The organism is Cnuibacter physcomitrellae, from assembly GCF_014640535.1.
GTDB lineage: Bacteria > Actinomycetota > Actinomycetes > Actinomycetales > Microbacteriaceae > Cnuibacter > Cnuibacter physcomitrellae.
Map to the genome: position 1 here is coordinate 380910 of NZ_BMHD01000002.1, position 24725 is coordinate 405634.

The window sequence follows — 24725 nt, forward strand, 5'->3', positions numbered from 1 at the left end:
TACGCAGCGCATGCAGTCGAAGAGGTCGCGCGTCGCCGCGGCAGCGTTCATCGCGGCCGGAGTCGCCGTCGTCGTCAACGGATGCACGCTCCTCGAGGCCGTCGATCCTCCCATCAAGTCCGCCATCTACGGCACGGCGGCGGAGGGCAAGGCCTCCGGCGCCTCCATCGCGGTGCCGGGCTGGGTCCCGGATGACGCGACGATGGTGCGGATGAAGGCGAACGACGACACCGGCGCCGAGCTCATGCAGTTCTCGACGACGTCGCCGAACCCCATCGGCGCGCCGTGCTCGGTGCCTGCGTCGCAGAAGCCGCCGTCGCTCGACGACACCTGGTGGGTCGAGACCCTCCCCGCCGACGAGTACGTCGTGTGCCAGGACGACTGGTACCTCTTCACCCCGAACAGCGGGGCCACCTACTACGCCTGGGTGCCGGCCCGCTCCTGAGCCCTCCGACGTCCGCCCTCCGACGTCCGCCCGGGGCCGGTCTGCCCGGGGCAGGCGACCCGGGCAGACCGGCCGGACGCGGGCTCAGACGAGGGACTCCCGCCACGACGCGTGGAGGTGGGCGAACCTCCCCTCCCCCGCGATCAGCTCGGCGGGAGTGCCGTCCTCCACGATGCGTCCGCGATCCATCACGAGCACGCGGTCGGCGATCGCCACGGTCGACAGACGGTGCGCGATGATGACCGCCGTCCTGTCGGCGAGGAGGGTCTGCAGCGCATCCTGCACCGCTCGCTCGCTCGGGATGTCGAGCGACGCCGTGGCCTCGTCGAGGATGAGGACGGCGGGATCGGCGAGGAACGCCCTCGCGAACGAGATCAGCTGCCGCTGGCCCGCGGAGACCCTCCCGCCGCGCTTGTTGACGTCGGTGTCGTAGCCGTCGGGCAGGCCACGGATGAACGCGTCGGCGCCCACCGCACGGGCGGCGGCCTCGATCTCCTCGGGCGTGGCGTCCGGGCGTCCGATGGCGATGTTGTCGGCGACGGTGCCCGAGAACAGGTACGCCTCCTGGGTGACCATCACGATCGCCCGTCGGAGGTCCTTCGGGTGGAGGTCGCGCAGGTCGACGCCGTCGAGCGTGACGCTCCCCTCGGTCGGATCGTAGAAGCGGGAGAGAAGCTTCGCCAGGGTCGACTTGCCGGCCCCGGTCGAGCCGACGAGCGCGATCGTCTGCCCTGCGGGGATGTCGAGGTCGAGACGCGGGATGATCGGGCGATCGGGCGTGTAGGAGAACTCGACCCCGGAGAACCTCACCTCGCCGCGCGAGGTCCACAGGTCGACCGGATGCTCGGGGTCGGCCACGCCCGGACGCTCCTCCAGCACACCGGAGATCTTCTCGAGGGCCGCGGCTGCGCTCTGGTACGAGTTGTAGAACATCGCCATGTCCTCCATGGGGTCGAAGAACCGACGCGTGTAGAGCACGGCCGCGAGCAGGACACCGACCTCGATCCCACCGTCGAGCACCCTCAGCCCGCCGAAGACCAGCACCGTCGCGACCGCGACGTTGCCGATCAGCACGAGCCCGGGGTCGTAGACGCCGAAGAGCCGGATGACGCGCGCGTTCGACTCCCGGTAGTCGTCGACGAGCTCGCCGAACTCCACCTCGTTGCGCGCCTCCTTGCGGAAGGCCTTCACGGCGCGGATGCCCGTCATGGTCTCGACGAAGTGCACGATCAGACGCGCCGACGTCACCCGGGTGCGGCGGAAGAGCCGCTGCGAGCGCACCTGGAACCAGCGTGTCAGCACCGCGAGGGGCACGAGCGCCACCAGCAGGACCAGACCGCTCCACGCATCCAGCAGCACGAGCGCGACCGCGGTGAACGCCATGTAGAGCAGTCCCTGCACGAGGGCGTTGATGCCCGAGTCGAGCAGCTCGCGGATGGCATCGAGGTCGCTGGTCTGACGCGAGATGATCCGGCCGGAGGTGTACGACTCGTGGAACTCCAGGCTCAGCCGCTGCGTGTGGAGGAAGACCCTCCTGCGCAGGTCGAAGAGGATGCTCTGGCTGATGCGCGCTGCCAGCACGGTGAACCAGGCGATGAGCCCGGCGCCGAGCACACCGCTGAGCAGGTACGCGACGCCCGCGAGGGCCACCGGCATCCAGTCCTGCTGCAGGAGGGCGGGCAGACCGCTGTCGATGCCGAACGCGATGATCGCGGGGCCGGCCACCTGCGCGGCGGTGCTGACGACGACGGCGGCGATGGCGAGCGCCAGTCGGCCCCGCATCGGCGCGATGAGCGATCGGAGCAGAGCCGACGAGCGACGGCGGATCTGACGGCTCTCGTCCGTCGTGAGGTCGTCGCGCTCCTCGCCCCTGACCCCGATCACGGTGGTGGTGCTCATCGCACGACCTCCTTCGGAACGGTGGGCTCGTCATCGAGGCTCGAGATGACGAAACGGTAGTGGTCGCTGGTCGCCAGCAGCTCGGAGTGGGTGCCGACCGCGGTCACGCGACCGTCCTGCAGCAGGGCGACGCGATCGGCCAGCGCCACGGTCGAGGGCCTGTGCGCCACGATGAGCGCCGTGGTGCTCTGGAGCACGCGCCGGAGCTCGGCCTCGACCCGCGCCTCCGTCTCGACGTCGAGCGCGGACAGCGGGTCGTCGAGCACCAGGATCTCGGGGCGGGCCGCGATCGCGCGAGCCAGGGCGAGCCGCTGACGCTGGCCGCCGGAGAGGCTGAGCCCCTCCTCGCCGACCTTCGTGTCGAGGCCGTCGGGCAGCTCGTCGACGAACTCCGCCTGCGCGATGCGCAGCGCCTCGCGCAGCTCGTCGTCGCTCGCGTCCGGGCGGCCGAGGAGCACGTTCTCGCGCACGGTCTGGCTGAACAGGGTCGCCTCCTCGAACGCCATCCCGACCCGCGCCCGAAGATCGGACCGCGTGAGGTCGCGCACGTCGACGCCGTCGACCCTGACCGAGCCGGCCGTCACGTCGTACAGGCGGGCGGCGAGCGAGGTGAGGGTGGACTTCCCCGATCCGGTGAGGCCGACGAGCGCCATCGTCTCGCCCGGCTCGATGGAGAGGTCGACGCCGTCGAGCAGGTCGGGGACTCCCGCGGGGGCGTCGTCGTACCTGAAGTGCACGTCGACGAACTCCAGTCGGCCGCGAGGATCGGTGACGGTCGCCGGATGCTCGGGATCGGTGATCGACACCGGCGCGTCCATCACCTCGTAGAACCTCGTCGTCGCGGTGGTGGCGTCGAGGGTCATGGCCAGGAAGTAGCCCATCGACCAGATGGGGAACAGCAGGACCGTCCCGGTGGCGAAGAACGCCACGAGCCCGCCCACGGTCGCCGCGTTGACCGAGACGAGCCACACCCCGAGCACGAGACAGACCCCGAAGGCGAGGTCGGGGATGAGCGTGAGGTAGAGCCAGATGCCGGCGACCGTCCGTGCCTTCTCGATCTCCGTCGCGCGCAGGCGATCGGCCTGGCTCTCGAACCGCTTCAGCGCGTACCGCCCGCGGCCGAAGGCCTTGAGGACGCGGATGCCGTGCACCGACTCCTCGACGCTCGTCGCCAGGTCGCCCGCCTGGTCCTGTGACCGCCGCGCGACCTCGGAGTACCGGCGCTCGAAGCTGAAGCTGTAGAGGATGACCGGGATGGCGGCGGCGAGGAACACCAGGCCCAGCACCCAGTTCATGGCCAGGAGGATGACGGCCCCGCCGATGATCGTGAGGACGTTGACCACCAGGAGGACGAGCCCGAACGACAGCCACCGGCGGATGAGGTTGAGGTCGCTGACGCTCCGGGAGAGCAGCTGACCGCTCGGCCATCGGTCGTGGAACGCGACAGGGAGGTCCTGGAGCTTGGCGTAGAGCGCGTTGCGCATGCGCGCCTCGACACGGGTGTTCGGCACGAGCACGAGCACCCGCCGAGCCGCGATCAGGGCCGCCTCGGCCACGCCCAGGCCCAGCACCAGGGCGCCGGCGATCCAGATCTGGGCCTCGTCCCCGCTCGAGAGCGGCCCGTCGACCACCCACTCGAGCACCTGCGGGATGATCAGCGCGACCGCGCTGGCCCCGAGCGACGCCACCATGCCCAGCACGATCCGCGGCATCGCCGGCCGAGCGAACGGGTAGAGCCGGAGGAGGGTACGGACGACCCCGGCTCCGCGTCGGCTGGTCGTGTCGCTCACGTCGTGCATCCTCATCCTGCGCCGCGCCCACCGGTCGGTGCGCGCGCTGCCGATCCCCTCCGACCGCATCGTGGGCAGCCGGACGACCCCGGTTCACGGGGGCTCGGTGGGAAGGCAGCCTTACAGGATAGACGCACCGCTCCTGGCGGTGCAAGCAGCGATCGGAGCGACCGGTGGATGCCGTCTCAGCGGATGCGCACGGAGAGACAGGTGACGCAGCCCTCGAGCTTCTCGAACTCGGAGATGTCGACCGAGATGACCCGGTAGCCGAGACCCTCGATGATGCGGGCCGACTCCGGCGCCGACGACGCCATGAGCACGGTGTCGTCGGAGAGGATCACGACGTGCGCGCCGCCCTCCTCGGGCATCTCGAGGAACCGGTCGAACACGAACGGGTCGTCGACGACCGGCCGGTAGCCGATCACCGTGCCGTCGGGGAGCGCGGTGACGGCGCTCTTCAGATGCAGCGCCTTGGTCATCGGGACCGCCACCACCGAGTAGCCGCGAGGGGCGAGGATCTTGCGGAGCTGCCTGATGCCGTCGGCGTTGGTCCGGCCTCCCCGGCCGACGAAGACCGTGCGGCCGATCTTCAGGACGTCCCCGCCGTCGAGGGTCCCGGGCGCCTCGATCCGCGCGGTCTCCAGCGAGAGACCGAGCACAGTCTGCTCCACGGCGTCGACCTCGGCCGTCCGGCTCTCGGTGCCGGGGTTGGTGAGGACAGCGAGCGGACCGAACATCACGACCGTGTCCTCGACGAACACGGAGTCCGGCAGGTCGTCGTCGGGGTCGACCTCGACGGGCTCCCAGCCCGCCCCGGTGAGAGCCGCCACGTAGGCCTCCCACTGTCGGCCCGCGAGCTCGACGTCGACGGGCGTGCGCTCGATGTGGGTGACGACACCCTGGTCGAGGCTGGCCGCGGGCCGCCGCACGAGGGCGTACTGCCGACGCAGCACCTCCTCGGTCTCGGTGATGGCGAGCGCACCGTGGATGCGCCGCCCGAGCGCGACCGTCGCCAGCACCACCGCGAGGGCGAACACGAGCTCGAGCGCCACCTGCCTCGAGGCGTACTGCGCGAGCACGTCGCTCGTGAACTGCGCGCCGATCAGCGGGAGCCCGGCGCTGATCAGGACGGCGAGCACGGCCGCGGCCAGGCCGCCGATCAGCGCGGTGTACCAGCGGGCGTAGACGCCCACCAGGCCCAGGATCGCCAAGACGACGAAGACCACGAGCGCGGGCACGGCGTAGTAGGAGGCCGCCGGTCCGATGATCTCCAGCTGCTGCCCGTTGGCGAGGAAGAGCGCCAGGGTGCCCGCCGCGAGGGCGGTCACCGCGATGACGACGGCGGCGAGGAGCGACGCACCGAGCGTGCGGAGCCGGAACGAGGACATGACTAGCACCTTAGGCTGTCGCGGCTGGGTGCTCTCTGCCTGCACCGCCGCGGGGACGGATGGATGGGCGGTCAGTGGAAGAAGTGGCGTTCGCCGGTCAGGTACATCGTGACCCCGGCCTTCGCGGCGGCCTCGATCACCTCGGCATCGCGCACGGACCCGCCCGGCTGGACGACGGCGCGCACCCCGGCCTCGAGCAGCACCTCGAGTCCGTCCGCGAACGGGAAGAAGGCATCCGAGGCGGCCACGGAACCGGCCGCCCGGTCGCCCGCCCTCGTGACGGCGAGGTGGCAGGAGTCGACCCGGTTGACCTGCCCCATCCCGACCCCCACGGATGCTCCGCCCGAGGCGAGCAGGATCGCGTTCGACTTCACCGCGCGGCAGGCCTTCCAGGCGAACTCGAGGTCGTCGAGGGTGGCGTCGTCGGCGGCCTCCCCCGCGACCAGCTGCCACGTCGAGCGGTCGAGGTGAGCGAAGCCGTCGGGGGTCTGCGCGAGGATCCCCCCGCTGATCTGGCGGAGCTCCACGGGCTCGCGACGGTACCCCTCGGGGAGGGTGAGGATGCGCAGGTTCTTCTTCCCCGCCAGCACCTCGAGCGCCTCCGGCTCGAAGGCGGGCGCGACCAGCACCTCGGTGAAGACGTCCTTCAGCCCCTCCGCCATCGCGCGGGTCACCGGCCGGTTGGCGGCGACGACGCCGCCGAAGGCCGAGACCGGGTCGCAGGCGTGGGCCTTGGCGTGTGCGGAGGCGATCGGATCGGCAGCGTCAGGATCGGCGACGGCGATGCCGCACGGGTTGGCGTGCTTGATGATGGCGACCGCGGGCTCGCTGAAGTCGTAGGCCGCCCGCACCGCCGCATCCGCGTCGACGTAGTTGTTGTACGACATCTCCTTGCCCTGCAGCTGCGTGGCCTGGGCGAGGCCCGTGCCGCCGTCGACGACGTACAGCGCCGCCTGCTGGTGGGAGTTCTCGCCGTAGCGGAGCGTGGCCTCGAGGGATCCCTCGACGACGAGGGGGTCACCGAACGGAGACGCGGCTCCCGGCTCGGGGGTCGCCTCGGCCAGCTGCTCCGCGAACCAGGCGGAGACCGCTCCGTCGTAGGAGGCCGTGTGCGCGAACGCCTCCGCCGCCAGCCGCCGACGCTGGGCGAGGTCGGTCCCGCCGGAGGCGAGGGCCTCGATCAGCTCCGGGTAGCGCGCGGGAGACACGACGATCGCCACGTTGGCGAAGTTCTTGGCGGACGCGCGGACGAGCGCGGGGCCGCCGATGTCGATCTGTTCGATCACGGCGTCGGCCGCAGCACCCGAGGCGACCGTCTCGCGGAAGGGGTACAGGTTGACGATCACGAGGTCGAAGGGCTCGATGCCGAGCTCGCCGAGCTGCTCGCGGTGCGACTCCAGGCGGAGGTCGGCGAGGATGCCGGCGTGCACACCGGGGTGCAGGGTCTTCACGCGCCCGTCGAGCGACTCGGGGAACCCGGTCACGGACGAGACCTCGGTGACCGTCCCTCCCGCCTCGACGATGGCCTTGGCGGTCGAGCCGGTGGAGACGATGGCGACTCCGGCGGCGGTGAGCGCCTGCACGAGCTCGGGGAGGCCCGTCTTGTCGCTCACCGACACCAGGGCGCGGGTGACCGGGACGCGATCGCGCGGGGTGTAGAGGCTCGGGTCGTGGGTGGGTCCGCTCATCGTGCTGCCAGTTCCTCCAGATCGACGGTCTGCTCGGCGATGTCTCGAACGGCGGCCACCAGCAGCTCGCGTTCGACGGTCTTGATGCGCTCGTGGAGCTCGTGCTCGGTGTCGCCCGGGTGCACGGGCACCGCCCGCTGGACGATGACCGGGCCCGTGTCGACGCCCTCGTCGATCACGTGCACCGTCACGCCGGTGGTGTCGACCCCGGCCGCGAGCGCGTCGCGCACCGCATGGGCCCCGGGGAAGGCGGGCAGCAGCGCGGGGTGGGTGTTGATGAGGCGCGGCGACAGCGCCCGCACGACGTTCGGCGGCAGGATGCGCATGAACCCCGCGCACACGACCAGATCGGGCGACCAGCGCAGGATCTGCTCGAGGAGCTCCTCACCCCAGGCCTCGCGCGACTCGAAGGTCGACGGCACCACGGTGAAGGACGGGATGGACCACGCCTCGGCGTGACCGAGCCCCTCGGCCTCGTTGTCGGCGCCGACGGCGACCACACGTGCGGGAAAGGCGGACTCGCTCGTCGCCTCGAGCAGCGCTCGGAGGTTCGACCCGCCTCCCGAGATGAGGACCACGAGCGACAGCACCGTCACAGTGTATCGGCCCGGCCGGTCGCCTTCGATCGCGCTGCGGCGGCGGGACCACGGCCATCCCTGCCGCCGTTCCGTGTGCCCGGGCGGCGGACGCTGGCCCCGGCCAGGAGGCCGAGCGCCGCGGGGACGGCGAACTCGACGAACGACCACAGGAACACGGCGGACGGGTCCGGCCCGACGTCCGCGAGACGCCCCGGCCCGGCCGCACCCCCCGACCAGATCGCGACGAGCGCCATGAGGACGGCGCCGACGAGGCCGAGGGCGATCGACACGGCCGCGAACCGGAGCCATCGACCGCGTCCGCGTGTCCCTTCGACGGCGGCGTCGAACGCCGGCTTCAGCACCACGCCGACGCCGAACGCGAGGAGGACGGGGACGAGCAGCCCGGCGAACCCGAGGGGCACGTCACCCTGCGGCAGCGCGCCGAACACCGGCACCGAGGGCAGGAGCCCCAGCTGCGTGCCGAGCGGGGACACCGACGACCCGGACCCGAGGGCGAACCCCGGGCCGAGGAACCAGCTCGCCATCCAGACGACGAGGTTGGGCAGCAGCGCGAGCTGACCCACCGTCAGGGCGATGCCGCCGACGACCTGCGCGTGGAGCCCCTCGTAGAGACCGACGATCGACGAGAACCCCGCCACCAGTGCGATCGCGAGTGCGACCGCCGCGACGGTGATCACTCCGAACGCCGCCATGGCCCCGCCGCGGAGGGCGAGACCCACCAGGGCGCGGTCACCGGCGTCCACGGCGTCGAGACGAGTCCGCCAGACGAGGGCGAACCGGGACTGCGGCGCCTTCGGGCCGGCGGCGCCGCGCCTGCGCCAGGCCAGCCCGATCAGCACCCCGAGGAGGTACACACCCGCGGGGAACAGGGCGCTCTGCAGCAGCGAGGGCACCACCTCGGAGGATCGAGCACTCGACGACACGGCGGTCGCGATGAGCCCGAAGGCGACCACCCCGGCGATCGATCCGGCCACCGGGTCGTCGGCTGCGCGCATCCGCCTGCCCGATCGAGCGCCGAGCAGGACGGTGAGGAGGGCGAAGCCCAGCAGGGCGATCCCGACCTCGAAGGGCGCTCCTGCCCCGTCCAGCCCCGTCGCCAGGGCGACGTCGCTGGGGAGCGTGATCAGGAGGTCGACGCCGTGTCCCGCGAGCCAGACGTCGGCCGACGCGCGCCAGAAGGCCGTCCAGTCGAGCGCCAGCCCGAACTGCACGGCCCAGAGGAGCGTCGCGGGGACCACGAGGATGCCGAGGCCGATCGCCGCCGCGACGAGGGCGTCGAGGGCGGCGAGGACGATGGTGGAGAGGCGGTTCATGCGTCCGTTCAGTGCAGGATCAGCTCGAGAGCGATGACGAGGAGGCCGACGCCCGAGGTGAGCAGGCCTCCGAGGAGACAGGCGTACCAGCGGCGACCGCGCTCGGCCAGCGCGAGCGCACCGAGCACGAAGAGGATGACGAGGCTGCTCACCTCGGCCGCCGTGTAGGCCGACTCGTCGTCGAGGATGCCGAGCGGCGCCAGCCCCAGGAGGAGCAGTGGGATCAGCGGCCCCGTGAGGAAGCCGGTCGAGTGGAAGATCGCCTCCCGGACCGCCGTGGCGAGCGGGACCTCCTTGCCCCTCTTGACCCCGTGGCGGGCCACCGTGTGGGCGAAGACATGGGCGAGCCAGAAGACGAACGCCGTCAGGGCCGAGACGAGCAGGCCGACGTCTGCCGTGCTCTCCTCCTCCTGGACCGCGATGATGACCGTGATCAGGACGGTGCCGTAGATGGCCTCGGGCGTGACGAACTCGTGCCGCAGGAGACGGAGAGCGCTCCGGCCCGGCGAGGGGTCGGTGTGCGGGGTGCCTGCGGTCATGGCTTCGATTCTCTCCCAGGGAGTCGGCGTGGCCCGTCAGGCGCGTGGGGTTCGGCGGAACGACGACGACGCCGTCGCGCACGACACCGGGGCATCGTGCGACGACGGCGTCGTCGAGAGCGCGTCAGAGCGCGGCGTAGACCTCGCGGAGGAGTGCGGCGGTCTCGCTCGGCGTCTTGCCGACCTTGACGCCGGCGGCCTCGAGGGCCACCTTCTTGGCCTCCGCGGTGCCCGCGCTGCCCGACACGATGGCGCCCGCGTGGCCCATCGTCTTGCCCTCGGGCGCGGTGAAGCCCGCGACGTAGCCGACGACCGGCTTTGTCACGTTGGCCTTGATGAAGTCGGCGGCACGCTCCTCGGCGTCACCGCCGATCTCGCCGATCATGACGATGGCCTTGGTCTCCGGGTCGGCCTCGAACGCCGCGAGGGCGTCGATGTGGGTGGTGCCGATGATCGGGTCGCCGCCGATGCCGATGGCGGTGGAGAAGCCCAGGTCGCGCAGCTCGTACATCATCTGGTAGGTCAGCGTGCCCGACTTCGACACGAGCCCGATCGGTCCCTTGCCGGTGATGTTGGCGGGGGTGATCCCGACGAGCGACTCGCCCGGCGTGATGATGCCGGGGCAGTTCGGGCCGATGATCCGGGTCTTGTTGCCCTTCTGCTTCGCGTAGGCCCACGCCTCGGCAGAGTCCTGCACCGGGATGCCCTCGGTGATGACGACGAGGAGCGGGATCTCGGCGTCGATGGCCTCGATCATCGCGTCCTTGGCGAAGGCCGGGGGCACGAACGCGATCGAGACGTCGGCGCCGGTCTCGGCGATGGCCTCCTTGACGGTGCCGAACACCGGGAGCGTCACGCCGCCCTCGTGCTCGACGGTGGTGCCGGCCTTGCGGGCGTTGACGCCGCCGACGATCTGCGTGCCCGCCTTGAGCATGAGCGCGGTGTGCTTGGTGCCCTCGCCGCCGGTGATGCCCTGGACGATGACCTTGGAGTCCTTGTTGAGGAAGATCGACATGTCTCTACCCGTCCTTACTTCGCCGCTGCCGCGAGCTCTGCGGCCTTGTCTGCACCGTCGTCCATGGTCGCCGCGAGGGTGACCAGCGGATGCGCGGCCTCCTCGAGGATGCGGCGGCCTTCCTCCACGCGGTTGCCGTCGAGACGGACCACGAGCGGCTTCGTGGCGGTGTCGCCCAGGATGCCGAGGGCGGCGACGATGCCGTTGGCCACGGCGTCGCAGGCGGTGATGCCTCCGAAGACGTTGACGAAGACGCTCTTGACCTGCTCGTCGCCGAGGATCACGTCGAGACCGTTCGCCATCACCTGGGCGGACGCGCCGCCGCCGATGTCGAGGAAGTTGGCGGGCTTGACCCCGCCGTGGCGCTCGCCGGCGTAGGCGACGACGTCGAGCGTCGACATGACGAGGCCCGCGCCGTTGCCGATGATGCCGACCTCGCCGTCGAGCTTGACGTAGTTGAGGTCGTTCGCCTTGGCCTTGGCCTCCAGCGGGTCGGCCGCGTCCTTGTCCTCGAGCGCCTCGTGGTTCGGGTGACGGAAGGAGGCGTTCTCGTCGAGGCTGACCTTGCCGTCGAGGGCGATGATGTCGCCCTCCTCGGTGAGCACGAGCGGATTGACCTCCACGAGGGTCGCGTCCTCGCCCTTGTAGACCTCCCACAGCTTCACGAAGACGGGGGCGACCTTCTCGACGAGCTCCTCGGGGAACTTCGCCTGCACGGCGATCGCCTTCGCCGTCTCGAGGTCGATGCCGGCCAGGGGGTCGACCTCGATGCGCGCCAGCGCCTCCGGACGCTCGACCGCGAGCTGCTCGATCTCCATGCCGCCCTCGTAGCTGGTCAGCGAGAGGTACGAGCGGTTGGCCCGGTCGAGGAGCACCGAGAAGTAGAACTCCTGCGCGATGCGGGCGCCACCGGCCACCATCACGCGGTGCACCGTGTGTCCCTTGATGTCGAGACCGAGGATCGCCTTCGCGGCCTCCTCGGCGGCGGCCGGGTCCTTGGCGACCTTGACGCCTCCGGCCTTGCCGCGGCCTCCCACCTTGACCTGCGCCTTGACCACGGTCACGCCGCCGAGCTTCTCGGCGGCGGCCTTCACCTCTTCAGGCGTGTCGGCGACGATGCCGGGCAGTACGGGGACACCGTAGCTCTCGAAGAGGTCCCGGGCCTGGTACTCGAATAGATCCACTCTGGCTTCCAATCCGCGTGACGAGATCGTCCCCGGACCGTTCCCGGGGCACGACGACATGGCGCGGAACAGGGGTCGTTCCCTCGCTCCGCTCCGAACACCACGTTGAACTCTACTCTTCACCGGCCCGCGCCCCCGCCGTCGCGTTCCATCCTGGCGGCTCCCCCACAGTCATCACCCGGCGGGCCGCCCTCCACAGATCCGCCGACGCACCTGGAACCGACTCGACGTCGCCGCGATCCTCGACGACATGCCTCGAACACTCACCGCTCTGCTCCTGCTCCTCGCCGTGTCGCTCGGCATCGTGATCCCTGCAGCGTCGGCCTCGGCCGCCGTCGTGACGGGTCACGGCGTGGGCTTCCTCTCGAAGACCGACCGCTCGTGGATCGGCAGCTATCTCTCCACCGACGGGACCACCGGGCTCTGTCTCGACGTCTCCCGCCCGTCCGCGCTCGGCTCGACGTTCACCTACGAGGAGACGACGGAGTACGCCGACCTGTCCCTCGACGACCTCGCCCGGGTGGCCTACATCGGCCGGGTCTGGGCCTCGACCTACGAGCTGGTGACCGCGGCGGCGGCGCAGCTCGCGATCTGGCGCATCACCGGCCTGGACGGCCACGACGCCGCGTACTACGCGCAGCGCGCGAACGAGCATGCCGCGGTGGTGCTCTCGACGTCCGACTCCTTCCTCGCGCAGGCGTCGCGCGCGGCCAGCAGGTCTGTGACGGCGACGCTCGGGATCGACCTCGCCTCCCACACCGTCACGTCGCAGCTCGTCGTCGACCTCGTGGGGTCGGGCCCCACCGTGCTCGCCCCCGGCGTGCACGACGGTGTCATCACCCTCCAGGGCGCGACCTTCGGAGATGGGAGCACCACACGCCGGGCCGCGAACGGCGTCGCTCAGGCGATCATCCCCGATCCCGGCCGCGCCATCGAGGAGGTGTCGGCGTCCGTGGGGTTCACCGATCTCCCCTATGGCGCGACGTTCACCGTCGGGCGGTCCCTCAACGGCCGCCAGGACCTGCTCCAGGCCGCACCGGTGAGGGCTCAGGCGACCGCAGAGGCTCGAGCCTCAGGTCCGTCGCCCCTCCCGTTCTCCCCCGAGGTCGTCACACGCACGAGCTCGGGCTCGATCGCCGCCGGAGAGACACTCTCCGACGACCTCGTCCTGTCGGCCAACGACGAGGGCCTCGGCCGCTGGGGCGTCTACCAGGACGACGAGGGCTTCCACCCCGTCCCCGTCGTGATCGAGAGCGTCCTCTACGGTCCCCTGAAGCGGCGCCCCGAGCCCCTGGCGGAGGCGCCGGCCGATGCCCCCGTCGTGTGCCGGGTCGAGACGGCGGCGACCGAGGGGCCGGGCACCTACCGCTCCCCCGGATGCGCCGTCGCGGAGCCCGGCTGGTACACCTGGACGGCAGCGATCGACCCTGCGCGGACACCACCCGAGCACGGAGGAGACAGGCTCGGCGGCTGGTCGTCCTCCTGGGGCGAGGCGGCCGAGACCACGCTCGTGCTCGGTGCTCCGACCATCTCCACGGTCGCGAGCCGAGCCTCCCTCGATCAGCCGGCGTGCGTCCACGACACGCTGTCCGTGTCGGGGCTGCCCGTCGGCGCGCCGGCGTTCACCGTGACGGCCACCCTGATCGGGCCCGACGAGGCCGCCCCGACCCCCGGGTCGGTCCACGAGGAATGGCGTCAGCTGCAGAGCCCCGGCGCCGGGGAGGTCACGATCACGGGTGACGGCGAGTACAGCACCGACTGCGTCGAGGTGAGCGAGCCCGGGTACTACCACTTCGTGATCTCCTCGCCGGGCTCGACCGTGGACGGCGCCTCCATCCCCGCCTTCGAGGATGCCGCGGTCCACGCCTCGGAGTCGTTCGTCCTGCAGTCCCCGCCGCCCTCGAGCGTCCCGAGCAGTCCGGCCGCACGACTGGCGAGCACCGGTCAGGAGGCCGGTCCCGGCCTGCTGGCGGGCGTCGTGATCACCGCGCTGGGCGCGGGTGCATGGGCAGCGCTGCGCCTCAGCCGACCTTCTCGATCGGCGCGATCTTGATGAGGAGCTTCTTGCGGCCGGCCGACTCGAACGTCACATGAGCGACACGCTTCGCCCCCTCACCCGTGACCTGATCGACCCGGCCCTCGCCGAAGTCGGTGTGGCGGATGCGGTCGCCGGGCACCAGCTCGAGGTCGCCGTTGTCGCGCACCTGGCCGGTGACCCGGTTCGCCCACTCGGTCTTCGGCTTGGGCGGGAGGTAGACGGGACCGTCGTTCCAGCGCGACGATCCGGGCCGCGCGGCGTTCAGGGCCCGCGGCTGGGTGCCGCCGCGCGAGGTGGCGCCGCCCGGCGACTGGACCCAGTCGACCAGGTCGCCCGGGATCTCCTGCAGGTAGCGGCTCGGCATCGCCACCGAGGTCTCGCCGAACTGGGCCCTGGTCATCGCCAGCGTCAGGAAGAGCCGCTTGCGGGCACGCGTGATGCCCACATAGAACAGTCGCCGCTCCTCCGCCGGCCCTCCCGGCTCGTTCGCCGACATGCGGTGCGGGATGAGGTCCTCCTCGACGCCCGTGATGAACACGGCGTCGAACTCGAGGCCCTTGGCCGTGTGGAGCGTCATCATCGACACCGTTCCGCTGGCGTCGTCGAGCTCGTCGACGGCCGCGACCAGCGACACCTCGGTGAGGAAGTCGACCAGCGTGCCGCCCGGGTTGTTCACCGCGAACTCCTTGGTCACCGCCAGGAGCTCCTCGACGTTCTCCGCCCGCGCCTCGTCCTGCGGGTCGCGACTGGCGCGCAGCGTGGTCACGTACCCGCTGCGCTCGATGAGCAGCGTCAGCACCTCGCTCACCCGCCCCGGGCCGCCGGGGCGATCGGGATCGGCCAGCTCCGCGGCCTCGTCGAGCAGCGTGGCGAGGTCGACGATGGCCTTGGTGACCTTCGGACCCAGGCCGAGCTCCGGCGCCCGGCGCATGGCCTCGCGGTACGAGATCTGCTCGCGCTCGGCGAAGCCGGCGAGCTGGGTCTCAGTGGCGGGCCCGATGCCGCGCTTGGGCGTGTTGAGGATGCGCCGCAGCGCGAGGGCGTCGAAGGGGTTGGCCACGCTCGTGAGATAGGCCATCGCATCCTTGATCTCGGCCCGCTCGTAGAACTTGGTGCCCCCGAGCACCCGGTACGGCACGGCCGAGCGGATGAAGATCTCCTCCAGCGCTCGGGTCTGCGAGTTCGTGCGGTAGAACACCGCCATCTCGTTGTACGCGATGCCCTCGTCGTGCAGCTTCGCGATCTCGTCGGCGACGAACTGCGCCTCGTCGTGGCCCGAGTACCCGGTGTAGCCGACGATCTTCGCGCCGTCGCCCACCGCGGTCCAGAGGTTCTTGTCCTTGCGGTCGAAGTTGTTCGAGATCACCGCGTTGGCCGCCGACAGGATGTTCTGGGTCGACCGGTAGTTCTGCTCGAGGAGGACGACCTCCGCTCCCGGGAAGTCGCGCTCGAACTCGACGATGTTGCGGATGTCGGCGCCGCGGAACGCGTAGATCGACTGGTCGGAGTCACCCACGACGGTGAGCGAGGCGCCACCGTTGCCCGGAGACGACACCCCCTCCAGCTCGTTCGAGCGCGGCGGACGTGTCAGCTCGCGGATCAGCGAGTACTGGGCGTGGTTCGTGTCCTGGTACTCGTCGACGAGGATGTGCCGGAACCGTGTGCGGTAGCGGTCGGCGACCTCCGGGAACGCCCGGAAGAGGTAGACCGTCTGACTGATCAGGTCGTCGAAGTCGAAGGCGTTCGCCGCCTGAAGGGCATGCGCGTACTCCTGGTAGAGCTGCGAGAACACGGCGTCCTGCGGATCGGAGTAGTTCGCCTGACGGGCGTAGGTCTCGGCGTCGGTCAGCTCGTTCTTGAGCTTGGAGATGCGGGCGGCGACCTGGGGCACGGTGTAGCCGTAGGTGTCGGCCTGGAGGTCCTTGATCAGCCGCTTGATGAGCGCGCGGCTGTCGGCCGAGTCGTAGATGGTGAACGCGCGGGTGAAGCCGAAGCTTTCGGCCTCACGGCGGAGGATGCGGACGCACGCGGAGTGGAACGTCGAGATCCACATGCCCTCCGCGATGCCGCCGAGCAGGTGCGACACGCGCTCGCGCATCTCGGCGGCCGCCTTGTTCGTGAACGTGATCGCGAGGATCTGGCTCGGCCACGCCTCCCGGTTGCGGATGAGGCTCGCGATGCGGTGCGTGAGCACCCTGGTCTTGCCACTGCCGGCACCCGCCACGATGAGCAGGGCGTCGCCCCGGTACTCGACCGCGGCCCGCTGCGGGGGGTTCAGCCCGTCGAGGAGCGGATCGGGAGCGCCCTCCGCGGCCCGCGGGCCCGCGGCGGGGTCGACGATGACCGGCACGATGCTCGGCCCGGTCGCCGAGTCGGCTGCGTCGGTTCGGATGCGGTCGGAGGGGGGTGTCATGTCGGCGACAAGCCTAAGCGCTGGTGCCGACACTCAGGCCAGGGCGGACCGCCTCGCGGCGAGCGCCAGATCGGGGTGGTCGGCGAACACGCCGTCCACGCCCGTCGCGAAGACGTCGGCGAACTCCGCCTGCCAGTCCCCGAGCCCGCCCGCCCGCCCGGTCCGGTGGCGTTCCTCCAGGAAGGCGTTCTCGGGCCGCAGCGTCCAGGTGTAGACCAGGAGCCCGCGGTCATGTGCCGCGCCGACGAGATCGGCACCGCGAGCGCCGTCGCCCACGAGCAGCTCCTTGTCAACGCTGATGCCCGCGAACTCCGAGGAGAGCCGGTCGAGCCCGGCATCGGTGAGCAGCTCGGCGGTGTCCGACGGGATCGGACCACGCCCCGCGGCATGGGCCGAGGCCAGGTCGAAGGGCACGCCGCTGCTCTCCAGGAGCAGCACCCGGCGCGTCTGCGGCATCCGCTCGGCCACCCGACGGAGTGCGGTCGGCTCGAACGACTCGATCACCAGCCGATCTCCCCCCTCGGCCCACCCCGCCTCCGCGAGCTCGTCCGTGATCGCGGCGACGACGTCGAGCCCGAGCCCCTCGAAGTGCGCCGCGTGCTTGATCTCGACCACGGCTCCCGGCCGACTCCCGTCGGGCCTCGCGCGGTCGCAGACCCCGAGGACGTCGCGCAGCCGTAGGACGGTCCCCTCGCCGTCGTGCGCGGCGCTGTCCGGCCGCAGGGCGGGGTGCGGCTCCCTCGTCCGGAGCGTCGAGAGCTCCTCCCAGGTGAAGTCCTCGGTGAACCAGCCTGTGAGCATCCGCCCGTCCACCGAGCGCGAGCGCCGTCGGTCGGCGAACTCCGGCCGGCTCGCGACGTCCGTCGTCGCGGAGATCTCGTTCTCGTGCCGCACGACGGGCACGCCGTCCTTCGAGAGCACGACGTCGGGCTCGACCGCATCCGCGCCCTGCTCCGCGGCGAGCAGGTACGCGGCGAGCGAGTGCTCGGGACGATGGCCCGAGGCGCCCCGATGGGCGATCACGGCAGCGGACACGAGCGACACACTAATCGACACTGGTTGCCGGGCATTAACTTCCAGTGGATGCCAATGAACCGCCCGGTAGATTTGTGGGGTCACCGTTCGTTCCCAGCAGATTGAGACTGAGATGGCACTCGACAACCCCGCGTTCTCGCGGAACCCCGTCTTCAACGGCAAGGGGAAGCCGGCGCAGGCGCCGACGATCTCCGCCGACGGGCTCCAGGAGATGTACGACCGCCCGGCGGCGACGACCGCCGAGACCGGCCGCATGAGCTACGAGGACACGATCGTGAAGACGGTCCTGTGCTTCGTGCTGCTCCTGGCGGGTGCTGTCGTCACCTTCGCTGCGATCTCCTTCGGCGCGGTGGGCCTGGGCCTCGGCCTCACCATCGTCGGCGCGCTCGGCGCGTTCGCCCTGGGCCTCGTCAACTCGTTCAAGCGCGAGCCGTCCGCCGCGCTGATCCTGCTCTACTCGGCCCTCGAGGGTCTCGCGATCGGCGGCATCTCCGGTCTGTTCGAGCTCCGCTGGTCGGGCATCGTCGTGCAGGCGGTGCTGGGCACCCTCGCCGTCTTCGGTGTCGTGCTCGCCCTGTTCGCGAGCGGCAAGGTCCGGGCGTCCAAGCGGGCGACGAAGGTGTTCCTCGTGGCCCTGATCGGCTACGCGGTCTTCTCGCTGGTCAACCTCGTCCTGATGTGGACCAATGTCGTCCCCGACGCCTTCGGCCTCCGCAGCGTCGACGTCTTCGGCATCCCGCTCGGCCTCATCATCGGCGTCTTCGCCGTCGTGCTGTGCGCCTACTCGCTGGTCCTCGACTTCGACTTCATCAAGCGCGGCGTCGAGTCGGGCGCCCCGCGCAAGTTCGGCTGGACCGGCGCGTTCGGCCTGGTGATGACGCTGGTGTGGCTGTACCTCGAGATCCTGCGCATCATCGCGATCTTCAGGAACTGACCCGATCAGCTCTCCTCGAGACCACGTCGACGGGGCCATCCGACAGGGTGGCCCCGTCTCGTCGTCTGCGCCCAGGAGACGTCGGCTCCTCGGCCTCGACGTCGCACGCGGCCTGGCGCTGTTCGGCATGGTCTACGCCCACGTCGTCCCCGACAACGGGGTCGAGTCGATCTTCGACGGTCGTTCGGCCATGCTCTTCGCCACCGTGTCCGGCGTCTCCCTCGGCCTCCTGTCCGGCGGCGCCCGCCGCCCGCCGCGCTCGGCTTTACCCCGGCTCGCGCGGAGGATCGCCGTCCGAGGCGGTGTGCTCATCGCGCTCGGACTGTGGTTCGCGTCGCTCGCCACGCCGATCGCGACGATCTTCGACGTCTACGGACTGCTCTTCCTCCTCGCCATCCCGCTGCTCACGCTCTCGCGCCGGCACCTGGCGCTGCTCGTCGTCGTGGCCGCCCTGAGCGGGCCCGCCCTCACGGGCTGGTTCGCTGAGACCGCCGCCGAGCCGGCGAGCCTCCTCCACGCCATGACGAGCGGGGAATGGGGCGGTCACCTCGGCCGCTGGCTCACCGGGCACTTCCCCGTCGCGACATGGTCGGCTCTCGTCATCGCCGGGCTGCTCCTGGCCCGGTGCGATCTGAGCGCCCGCAGCACGCAGGCCGCCGCGATCGTGCTGGGTGGCGGTTCCTCCCTGCTGGCCTACTCGGTGACGGCATCGACCGCCGAGACGTCGGCCGCGCACTCCAACTCGACCTGGGAGGTGCTCGGCTCGGGCGGGCTCGCGATCGCGATCATCGGAGCCCTGTGCCTCGCCCTCGACCTCGCCGAGGAGAACGGATGGACCGCGGTCGCCCGCCTGTCGTCTCCGCTCGCCGCCATCGGCTCGATGCCGCTCACCCTCTACTGCGCCCACTTCGCGGTCATCGCGGTCATCACCGCTCCGCTGCCTCTCGGCAGCGATCCCGAGCAGTGGCAGAGCGTGTCCCTCCTGATCGCGATGACCGCGCTCGGCGTGGCGTTCGCCCTGCTCTGGCGTCGCTGGTTCCGCCAGGGTCCGCTGGAATGGGCGATGAGCGCCCTCGCCTCTCCCCGATCCTCCCTCCGGGCCCGCAGGATGGACGCATGACCACCACGCGGGCCCTCGCCGCTCTGGACCGCCGCATCCGCGGTCTGGACGCGGCGCGCGGTCTCGCGCTCGTCGGCATGCTGTACGCGCACGCGATGCCCGACGGGCGGACCGAGACGGTGTTCGACGGACGGTCGTCCATCCTCTTCGCCACCATCGCGGGCGTCTCCCTCGGGCTGATGTCCGGCGGGGAGCGTCGCCTACCGCCGGGCCGCCGCGGTCGCGTCGCGGTGTCGATCACGATCCGCGCCCTGCTCCTGATCGCCCTCGGCGTGGGGCTGGCCCTGCTCGACACCCCGCTCGCGATCATCCTCGACACGTACGGCTTCCTGTTCCTGGTGATGCTCCCGCTGCTGTTCCTGCCTTGGTCGGTAGCCGCCCTCGTCGGCGTGCTCGCCGTGATCCTCGGCCCGCTCGCCGTGGACGCGCTGATGCGGCTCCACGACGACCCCTCGTCGACCTTCGGGGCCGCCACGAGGGACTGGGCGTACTTCCCCTACGAGTGGCTGGCCGGGCACTACCCCGCGCTCGTCTGGATCGCCTACCTGGTGATCGGGCTCCTCATCGCCCGAGCAGGGGTGCGCCGCACCCGGACGCAGATCGTGCTCGTGGCCGCCGGCGGCGCCACCGCGATCCTGGTCTACGCCGGCGCCGCCGTCCTCGGCGACCCGGTGCGCGAGCACACGAACACCACGGCCGAGGCGCTGGCGGGCGGAGCGCTCGCGGCTGCCGTGATCGGGCTGCTCGTCTGGCTGCTCGACTCCGCCCCGGCCGGGATGCGCACGGTGCTCGGCTGGGTCACGTACCCGCTGCGCGCGGCCGGGTCGATGCCGGTCACCCTCTACACCGCGCAGGTCGTGGCGATCGCGCTCGTCATCGCGAGCGGCATCGCTCCTGCCGGCTTCCTCGCCTGGCAGAGCGTGCCCCTGTTCGTCACCCTGCTGCTGGCCTCGCTGGCGTTCGCGTCGCTCTGGCACATCCTGTTCGAGCAGGGGCCGCTCGAGTGGATCATCGCGCGGCTGTCGCGTCAGCGCCCCTGGCGACGCGAGCGCCCGACGCCCACCCCGGCCGAGCCGGAGTGAGCGTCACTCCCACTCGATGGTGCCCGGGGGCTTGGAGGTCACGTCGAGCACGACGCGGTTGACGTCGGCGACCTCGTTCGTGATCCGGTTCGAGATGCGTGCCAGCAGGTCGTAGGGAAGCCTGGTCCAGTCGGCCGTCATGGCGTCCTCGCTGGAGACCGGTCGGAGCACGATCGGGTGCCCGTAGGTCCGGCCGTCGCCCTGCACGCCCACCGAGCGCACATCGGCGAGGAGCACGACCGGGCACTGCCAGATGTCCTGGTCGAGCCCCGCGCCGGTGAGCTCCTGGCGCACGATGAGGTCGGCCTGGCGCAGGATGGCGAGTCGTTCCGCCGTGACGGCGCCCACGATCCGGATGCCGAGACCGGGACCCGGGAACGGCTGACGCGAGACGATCACCTCGGGGACTCCCAGCTCACGCCCGATGGCGCGGACCTCATCCTTGAACAGGGTGCGCAGCGGCTCGACCAGCTCGAACTCGACGTCGTCGGGCAGACCGCCGACGTTGTGGTGGCTCTTGATGTTGGCCGTCCCTGCTCCCCCGCCCGACTCCACGACGTCGGGGTACAGGGTGCCCTGCACGAGGAACCGGATCGGGTCGCCCTCGGCAGCGGCCTCGGCGACCAGCTCCGCCTGCGCGCGCTCGAAGGTGCGGATGAACTCCCGCCCGATGATCTTGCGCTTCTGCTCGGGGTCGGTCACGCCGTCGAGAGCCGAGAGGAACTGCTCGCGGGCGTCGACGGTGATGAGCCGCACGCCGATCGAGTCGACGTAGTCGTTCTCGACCTGCTCGCGCTCGCCCTCGCGGAGCAGCCCGTGGTCGACGAGCACGCAGACGAGCTGATCGCCGACCGCCTTGTGCACGAGCGCCGCGGCGACGGCCGAGTCGACGCCGCCTGAGAGGGCGCAGAGCACCCGGCCCGTGCCGACCTGCGCGCGGATGGCGGCGACCTGGTCGGCGATGACGTTGCCCGGGTTCCAGTCGGCGGGGATGCCCGCCGCCCGGTGGAGGAAGTTCTCGATGACGCCCTGACCGTAGGTGGTGTGCTTGACCTCGGGGTGCCACTGCACGCCGTAGAGGCCCCGCGTCGGTGACGCGAAGGCCGCGACCGGGGTGGACGCCGTGGAGGCGAGGACGTCGAAGCCCTCGGGGGCCGCCGTCACGGAGTCGCCGTGGCTCATCCACACGGTCTGCGCGTCGGGCTGGTCGCCGAGGAGCTCGCCCCCGCCCTCCCCGTCGACGCTCATGTCGGTGGCGCCGTACTCGCGGGCGCCGGTCTTCTCCACGGTGCCACCCAGCGCCTGCGCCATCACCTGGAACCCGTAGCAGATGCCCATCACGGGCACGCCCAGCTCGAGGATGCCCGAGTCGAGCGCCGGAGCACCCTCTTCGTACACGCTCGACGGACCGCCGGAGAGCACGATGCCCACCGGGTTCTTCGCGGCGACCTCGGCGGCGGAGATGTCGTGCGGCACGATCTCGGAGTACACGTTCGCCTCGCGCACGCGACGCGCGATGAGCTGGGCGTACTGCGCGCCGAAGTCGACGACGAGGACGGGACGGGTGAGCTGGTCGTGTGCGAGCTCGGCGTCGCCCGACGGGGTGTTCTCGCTAATGAGCGGCCTCCACTGACTGCTGATCGGCTGCGGCCTGGGCCTCGCGTTCGGCGAGGTAGGCGGTGACCTCGCGGGCGATGCGCGCCTCGAGGAAGAAGGACAGGAACGGGATGACGCCACCGAGGGCGATCAGCACGAACCGTGTGAACGGCCAGCGCATCAGGCTCCAGAGGTGGATGTCGCTGGCGAGGTAGACCACGTAGAACCAGCCGTGCACGATCAGCACGCCCGTCGAGAGGTTCACCGCGGTGACCGTGCCGACGGGTACCAGGGCGAGGAAGCCCTGCGCGCCGCCCAGCTCGAGCTCGAGCCCGATGGGGGTGTACTTGAGGATCATCTCGGTGCACAGCAGGAGCAGCAGGACACCGGTGATGATCGACGCGACCCGGTAGAACGTGACAGCCCGGCGGATGCGCGGGAAGTCCTTGAGCTTGGGTTGGACCGCCATGCCCCTAGCCTACCGTCGCGTCGCTGGGGTTCTCCTCGGCCTCCTCGAGCTCCCGCTGCCAGGCGTCGCGGACCAGCCGGTACCAGAGGAAGACGGCGAACCCGGCGAAGACGACCCACTCCGCCGCGTAGAAGATGTTCAGCCAGTTGAGCTGGACCGAGCGGTCCGGCGGAGGGGACGAGATGACCTGGAGCCCGTCGGGAGCGGCCTCCGACACGATGTAGCCGCCGTAGGCCTTGGCGGTCGCGTCGAACTGCGGCCACGCGTTGATGAGCGCGGCGACGGACATCGTCCGCTCGAACGGCCGGGAGCCATCGGAGGTGCGCTCCGAGTCGGCGGTCGGATCCTCCGGCTGCATGTAGCGCCCCTCGACGCCGATCGTCGACGCGGGGACCGCCGCCAGCTCCTCCGCCACCTGCTCGGCGACGGCCTGGTCGTCGGTCCAGCCGAGGGCGACGGCGACGTACGTGTCGGCCGGGTAGTCGACCGCGAACTGCCCGACCACCCAGTAGCCCTTCCGACCGTCGTCGACACGATCGGCGAGCACGCTGTACCCGTCGTCGACGAACCGGCCGGTGGTCGACACGATCTGCCCCACCTGCTCACCCGTCAGCGGCTCCTGCGGCTGTGCCAGGTCGAGGAGCGGCCTGGCCGTCTCGGTGGCGCGCTGATCGTCGACCTCGCCGTTCGACACCGCTCGTGCGAGCTGCCACTGGCTGAGCCCGCCGAAGATGGCCGCCACGGCCAGGGCGAGCAGCAGCACGCCGATCCAGCGCGGTCTGCGCATCACGCTGAAGAGTGTCAATACTCGCTGTCCCTCGCGGGTCGGGTGTCGGTCTCGGCGGAAGCCTCTGGCTCGGCGTCGAAGGGACGGTCGGGTCCGGAGGGCACGGTCGCCGCGGTCGGGCGCGTGGTGGTGTCGACCTCGTCGGCGTCTCCCGCCGTCGCTGCCTCCATGAGCGCGATCGCCTCGTCGGCCATCGGGTCGCGCTTGGGCTGCGGCTTCGGGCGGGTCCGGAGGATCGCCCGACCGATCCGCTCCGAGTTCACGGCGAGGATCGGACCCATGACCGCCATGATAAGCACGTACAACCCGGCGAACGGCTGGATGCGCTCGTCGAGGCCCGCGGCCAGCGCGAGCGTCGCCAGGATCAGCCCGAACTCACCGCGGTTCTGGAGGATGACGGTGGTGTTGATGCCGGCCTGCGGACCCAGCCCGTTGAGCCAGGCCACGAACTGGCCGGCGCCGATGTTGAGCACCACGGTCATCAGCACCGCCAGCAGGACCGGTCCGAGGACGCTCGGGAACTGAGCGGGGTCGAGCCCGAGACCGAAGTTCAGGAAGAAGAACGCCCCGAACACGTCCCGGAGCGGGATGGCGATCTGCTCGATCCGGTTGCGGAACCGGGTCGCGCCCAGGACGAGGCCGATCATGAAGGCGCCGATCGCATCCGTCACCCCCAGGATGTCGCCGAGACCGCCGAAGAACACGGCGAGCCCGAAGAAGAGGATGGTGAACAGCTCCACGTCGCGCGTGCGCATGACACGCGAGACGAGCCTGCCGCCCCACCGGGCGACGGCGAACATCGCGGCGAGGAACAGGAAGGCGATCGCGAGCTTGCCGATGACCGGCCAGATCTCGGTCTCACCGCTCAGGATGACCGAGACGATCGCGAGGTAGATCGCGATGAAGAGGTCCTCGATGACGGTCACGCCCAGGATCATCGGCGTCTCGCGGTTGGCCAGTCGGTTGAGCTCGATGAGCAGCTTGGTGACGATGGCGCTGGAACTGGTGGCGGTGATGCCCGCGATGACCAGCGCCTCGCGCGTGCCCCAGCCGACCAGGAAGCCGAACCCGATGCCCGCCGCCATGTTGATGGCGACGTAGGTGCCGCCGGAGAGCAGCAGCTTCCCGGCGTTGCCGAAGAACTCGTCCTGATCGAACTCCAGCCCGAGGTTGAACAGGAGCATGATCAGCCCGAAGACGGCCACCAGCTCGATGTACTCGCCGTGACCGAAGCTCAACGGGAACCAGGTCGTGTACGGGCTCGCGAGGAGCCCGACCACCATGTAGATGGGGATGGCGGGGAGCCCGATCAGCTTCCCCAGGCGACCGAGGACGTAGGCGATGACGAAGAGGGCGCCGAGGACGAGAAGATCAGGGCCTAGGTGCATTCG

At 70.8% G+C, this 24725-nt stretch carries 20 protein-coding genes; 5 read left to right on the forward strand and 15 right to left on the reverse strand.

Going from position 1 to position 24725, the window contains the following annotated elements:
* Positions 1-10 precede the first annotated feature (10 nt).
* A complete protein-coding gene (locus IEX69_RS18715) occupies positions 11-445 on the forward strand; it encodes a hypothetical protein (RefSeq protein ID WP_085018810.1) in 435 nt (144 codons plus the stop codon).
* 84 nt (positions 446-529) lie between these two features.
* On the opposite strand, the gene IEX69_RS18720 is transcribed toward IEX69_RS18715, so the two are convergent.
* The 9 genes from IEX69_RS18720 to sucC form a co-directional block, all read right to left on the reverse strand.
* Positions 530-2344 (reverse strand): ABC transporter ATP-binding protein, encoded by a 1815-nt coding sequence (locus IEX69_RS18720; protein ID WP_085018809.1) that lies wholly within the window; start codon positions 2342-2344, stop codon positions 530-532.
* Positions 2341-4056, reverse strand: a complete 1716-nt coding sequence (locus tag IEX69_RS18725) for an ABC transporter ATP-binding protein (protein WP_229756470.1) — start codon at positions 4054-4056, stop codon at positions 2341-2343. The genes IEX69_RS18720 and IEX69_RS18725 overlap by 4 nt, the downstream gene beginning before the upstream one ends.
* Positions 4057-4319: 263 nt before the next feature.
* A complete protein-coding gene (ddaH, locus tag IEX69_RS21155) occupies positions 4320-5522 on the reverse strand; it encodes a dimethylargininase (RefSeq protein WP_085018808.1) in 1203 nt (400 codons plus the stop codon).
* Positions 5523-5593: 71 nt separating this feature from the next.
* Positions 5594-7210, reverse strand: coding sequence for a bifunctional phosphoribosylaminoimidazolecarboxamide formyltransferase/IMP cyclohydrolase (gene purH, locus IEX69_RS18735; protein ID WP_085018807.1), 1617 nt, complete (start codon positions 7208-7210; stop codon positions 5594-5596).
* On the reverse strand, positions 7207-7800 hold the full coding sequence (purN, locus tag IEX69_RS18740) for a phosphoribosylglycinamide formyltransferase (RefSeq protein WP_085021349.1): 594 nt from the start codon (positions 7798-7800) through the stop codon (positions 7207-7209). Before purN ends, purH begins: the two co-directional genes overlap by 4 nt.
* 2 nt (positions 7801-7802) lie before the next feature.
* Positions 7803-9122, reverse strand: coding sequence for a cell division protein PerM (locus IEX69_RS18745; protein WP_085018806.1), 1320 nt, complete (start codon positions 9120-9122; stop codon positions 7803-7805).
* An 8-nt stretch (positions 9123-9130) separates the two neighbouring features.
* Positions 9131-9661: a hypothetical protein gene (locus IEX69_RS18750; RefSeq protein ID WP_085018805.1), complete on the reverse strand. Its 531-nt coding sequence runs from the start codon at positions 9659-9661 to the stop codon at positions 9131-9133.
* Between the two features lie 124 nt (positions 9662-9785).
* Entirely contained in the window at positions 9786-10676 is an 891-nt protein-coding gene (gene sucD, locus IEX69_RS18755) for a succinate--CoA ligase subunit alpha (protein WP_085018804.1), read from the reverse strand.
* 14 nt (positions 10677-10690) lie between these two features.
* On the reverse strand, positions 10691-11860 hold the full coding sequence (gene sucC, locus IEX69_RS18760) for an ADP-forming succinate--CoA ligase subunit beta (protein ID WP_085018803.1): 1170 nt from the start codon (positions 11858-11860) through the stop codon (positions 10691-10693).
* Between the two features lie 250 nt (positions 11861-12110).
* On the opposite strand from sucC, the gene IEX69_RS18765 reads away from it, so the two are divergent.
* Positions 12111-13913 (forward strand): hypothetical protein, encoded by a 1803-nt coding sequence (locus IEX69_RS18765; protein WP_085018802.1) that lies wholly within the window; start codon positions 12111-12113, stop codon positions 13911-13913.
* Here the strand turns inward: IEX69_RS18765 and IEX69_RS18770 are convergent.
* Together IEX69_RS18770 and IEX69_RS18775 are read right to left on the reverse strand one after the other, a co-directional pair.
* Entirely contained in the window at positions 13882-16311 is a 2430-nt protein-coding gene (locus IEX69_RS18770) for an ATP-dependent helicase (RefSeq protein WP_085018801.1), read from the reverse strand. The genes IEX69_RS18765 and IEX69_RS18770 overlap by 32 nt on opposite strands.
* Before the next feature lie 33 nt (positions 16312-16344).
* The gene (locus IEX69_RS18775) at positions 16345-17346 is read right to left on the reverse strand and encodes a glycerophosphodiester phosphodiesterase family protein (RefSeq protein ID WP_229756462.1); all 1002 of its coding nucleotides are present in this window, start codon (positions 17344-17346) and stop codon (positions 16345-16347) included.
* A 112-nt stretch (positions 17347-17458) separates the two neighbouring features.
* Between IEX69_RS18775 and IEX69_RS18780 the strand changes: the two genes are divergently transcribed.
* Genes IEX69_RS18780 through IEX69_RS18790 form a run of 3 tightly spaced genes read left to right on the forward strand, consistent with a single transcriptional unit; the run spans position 17459 to position 20482 of the window.
* Complete coding sequence (locus IEX69_RS18780) at positions 17459-18280, forward strand: Bax inhibitor-1/YccA family protein (RefSeq protein WP_085018799.1); 822 nt, start codon at positions 17459-17461, stop codon at positions 18278-18280.
* A 37-nt stretch (positions 18281-18317) separates the two neighbouring features.
* Positions 18318-19400 (forward strand): DUF418 domain-containing protein, encoded by a 1083-nt coding sequence (locus tag IEX69_RS18785; protein ID WP_268235442.1) that lies wholly within the window; start codon positions 18318-18320, stop codon positions 19398-19400.
* Positions 19397-20482: a DUF418 domain-containing protein gene (locus IEX69_RS18790; protein ID WP_157127100.1), complete on the forward strand. Its 1086-nt coding sequence runs from the start codon at positions 19397-19399 to the stop codon at positions 20480-20482. Before IEX69_RS18785 ends, IEX69_RS18790 begins: the two co-directional genes overlap by 4 nt.
* Before the next feature lie 3 nt (positions 20483-20485).
* On the opposite strand, the gene guaA is transcribed toward IEX69_RS18790, so the two are convergent.
* The 4 genes from guaA to IEX69_RS18810 are packed head-to-tail and all read right to left on the reverse strand — an operon-like array spanning position 20486 to position 24722.
* The gene (guaA, locus tag IEX69_RS18795; RefSeq protein WP_085021348.1) at positions 20486-22099 is read right to left on the reverse strand and encodes a glutamine-hydrolyzing GMP synthase; all 1614 of its coding nucleotides are present in this window, start codon (positions 22097-22099) and stop codon (positions 20486-20488) included.
* Positions 22095-22547 carry a DUF3817 domain-containing protein gene (locus IEX69_RS18800; RefSeq protein WP_085018796.1) on the reverse strand — a complete coding sequence of 151 codons (453 nt, stop codon included), beginning with the start codon at positions 22545-22547 and terminating at the stop codon, positions 22095-22097. The genes guaA and IEX69_RS18800 overlap by 5 nt, the downstream gene beginning before the upstream one ends.
* A gap of 4 nt (positions 22548-22551) precedes the next feature.
* Complete coding sequence (locus IEX69_RS18805) at positions 22552-23334, reverse strand: SURF1 family protein (RefSeq protein ID WP_085018795.1); 783 nt, start codon at positions 23332-23334, stop codon at positions 22552-22554.
* A 14-nt stretch (positions 23335-23348) separates the two neighbouring features.
* The gene (locus tag IEX69_RS18810) at positions 23349-24722 is read right to left on the reverse strand and encodes a cation:proton antiporter (RefSeq protein ID WP_085018794.1); all 1374 of its coding nucleotides are present in this window, start codon (positions 24720-24722) and stop codon (positions 23349-23351) included.
* Between the last annotated feature and the right edge of the window lie 3 nt (positions 24723-24725).

What these genes read in the sequence shown, in the direction of transcription:
- IEX69_RS18715 (WP_085018810.1), top strand. Translation starts at nt 11, where the DNA reads ATGCAGTCGAAGAGGTCGCGCGTCGCCGCGGCAGCGTTCATCGCGGCC.
- IEX69_RS18720 (WP_085018809.1), bottom strand. Translation starts at nt 2,344, where the DNA reads ATGAGCACCACCACCGTGATCGGGGTCAGGGGCGAGGAGCGCGACGAC.
- IEX69_RS18725 (WP_229756470.1), bottom strand. Translation starts at nt 4,056, where the DNA reads ATGCCGCGGATCGTGCTGGGCATGGTGGCGTCGCTCGGGGCCAGCGCG.
- ddaH (WP_085018808.1), bottom strand. Translation starts at nt 5,522, where the DNA reads ATGTCCTCGTTCCGGCTCCGCACGCTCGGTGCGTCGCTCCTCGCCGCC.
- purH (WP_085018807.1), bottom strand. Translation starts at nt 7,210, where the DNA reads ATGAGCGGACCCACCCACGACCCGAGCCTCTACACCCCGCGCGATCGC.
- IEX69_RS18745 (WP_085018806.1), bottom strand. Translation starts at nt 9,122, where the DNA reads ATGAACCGCCTCTCCACCATCGTCCTCGCCGCCCTCGACGCCCTCGTC.
- IEX69_RS18750 (WP_085018805.1), bottom strand. Translation starts at nt 9,661, where the DNA reads ATGACCGCAGGCACCCCGCACACCGACCCCTCGCCGGGCCGGAGCGCT.
- sucD (WP_085018804.1), bottom strand. Translation starts at nt 10,676, where the DNA reads ATGTCGATCTTCCTCAACAAGGACTCCAAGGTCATCGTCCAGGGCATC.
- IEX69_RS18765 (WP_085018802.1), top strand. Translation starts at nt 12,111, where the DNA reads ATGCCTCGAACACTCACCGCTCTGCTCCTGCTCCTCGCCGTGTCGCTC.
- IEX69_RS18770 (WP_085018801.1), bottom strand. Translation starts at nt 16,311, where the DNA reads ATGACACCCCCCTCCGACCGCATCCGAACCGACGCAGCCGACTCGGCG.
- IEX69_RS18780 (WP_085018799.1), top strand. Translation starts at nt 17,459, where the DNA reads ATGGCACTCGACAACCCCGCGTTCTCGCGGAACCCCGTCTTCAACGGC.
- IEX69_RS18790 (WP_157127100.1), top strand. Translation starts at nt 19,397, where the DNA reads ATGACCACCACGCGGGCCCTCGCCGCTCTGGACCGCCGCATCCGCGGT.
- IEX69_RS18800 (WP_085018796.1), bottom strand. Translation starts at nt 22,547, where the DNA reads ATGGCGGTCCAACCCAAGCTCAAGGACTTCCCGCGCATCCGCCGGGCT.
- IEX69_RS18805 (WP_085018795.1), bottom strand. Translation starts at nt 23,334, where the DNA reads ATGCGCAGACCGCGCTGGATCGGCGTGCTGCTGCTCGCCCTGGCCGTG.
- IEX69_RS18810 (WP_085018794.1), bottom strand. Translation starts at nt 24,722, where the DNA reads ATGCACCTAGGCCCTGATCTTCTCGTCCTCGGCGCCCTCTTCGTCATC.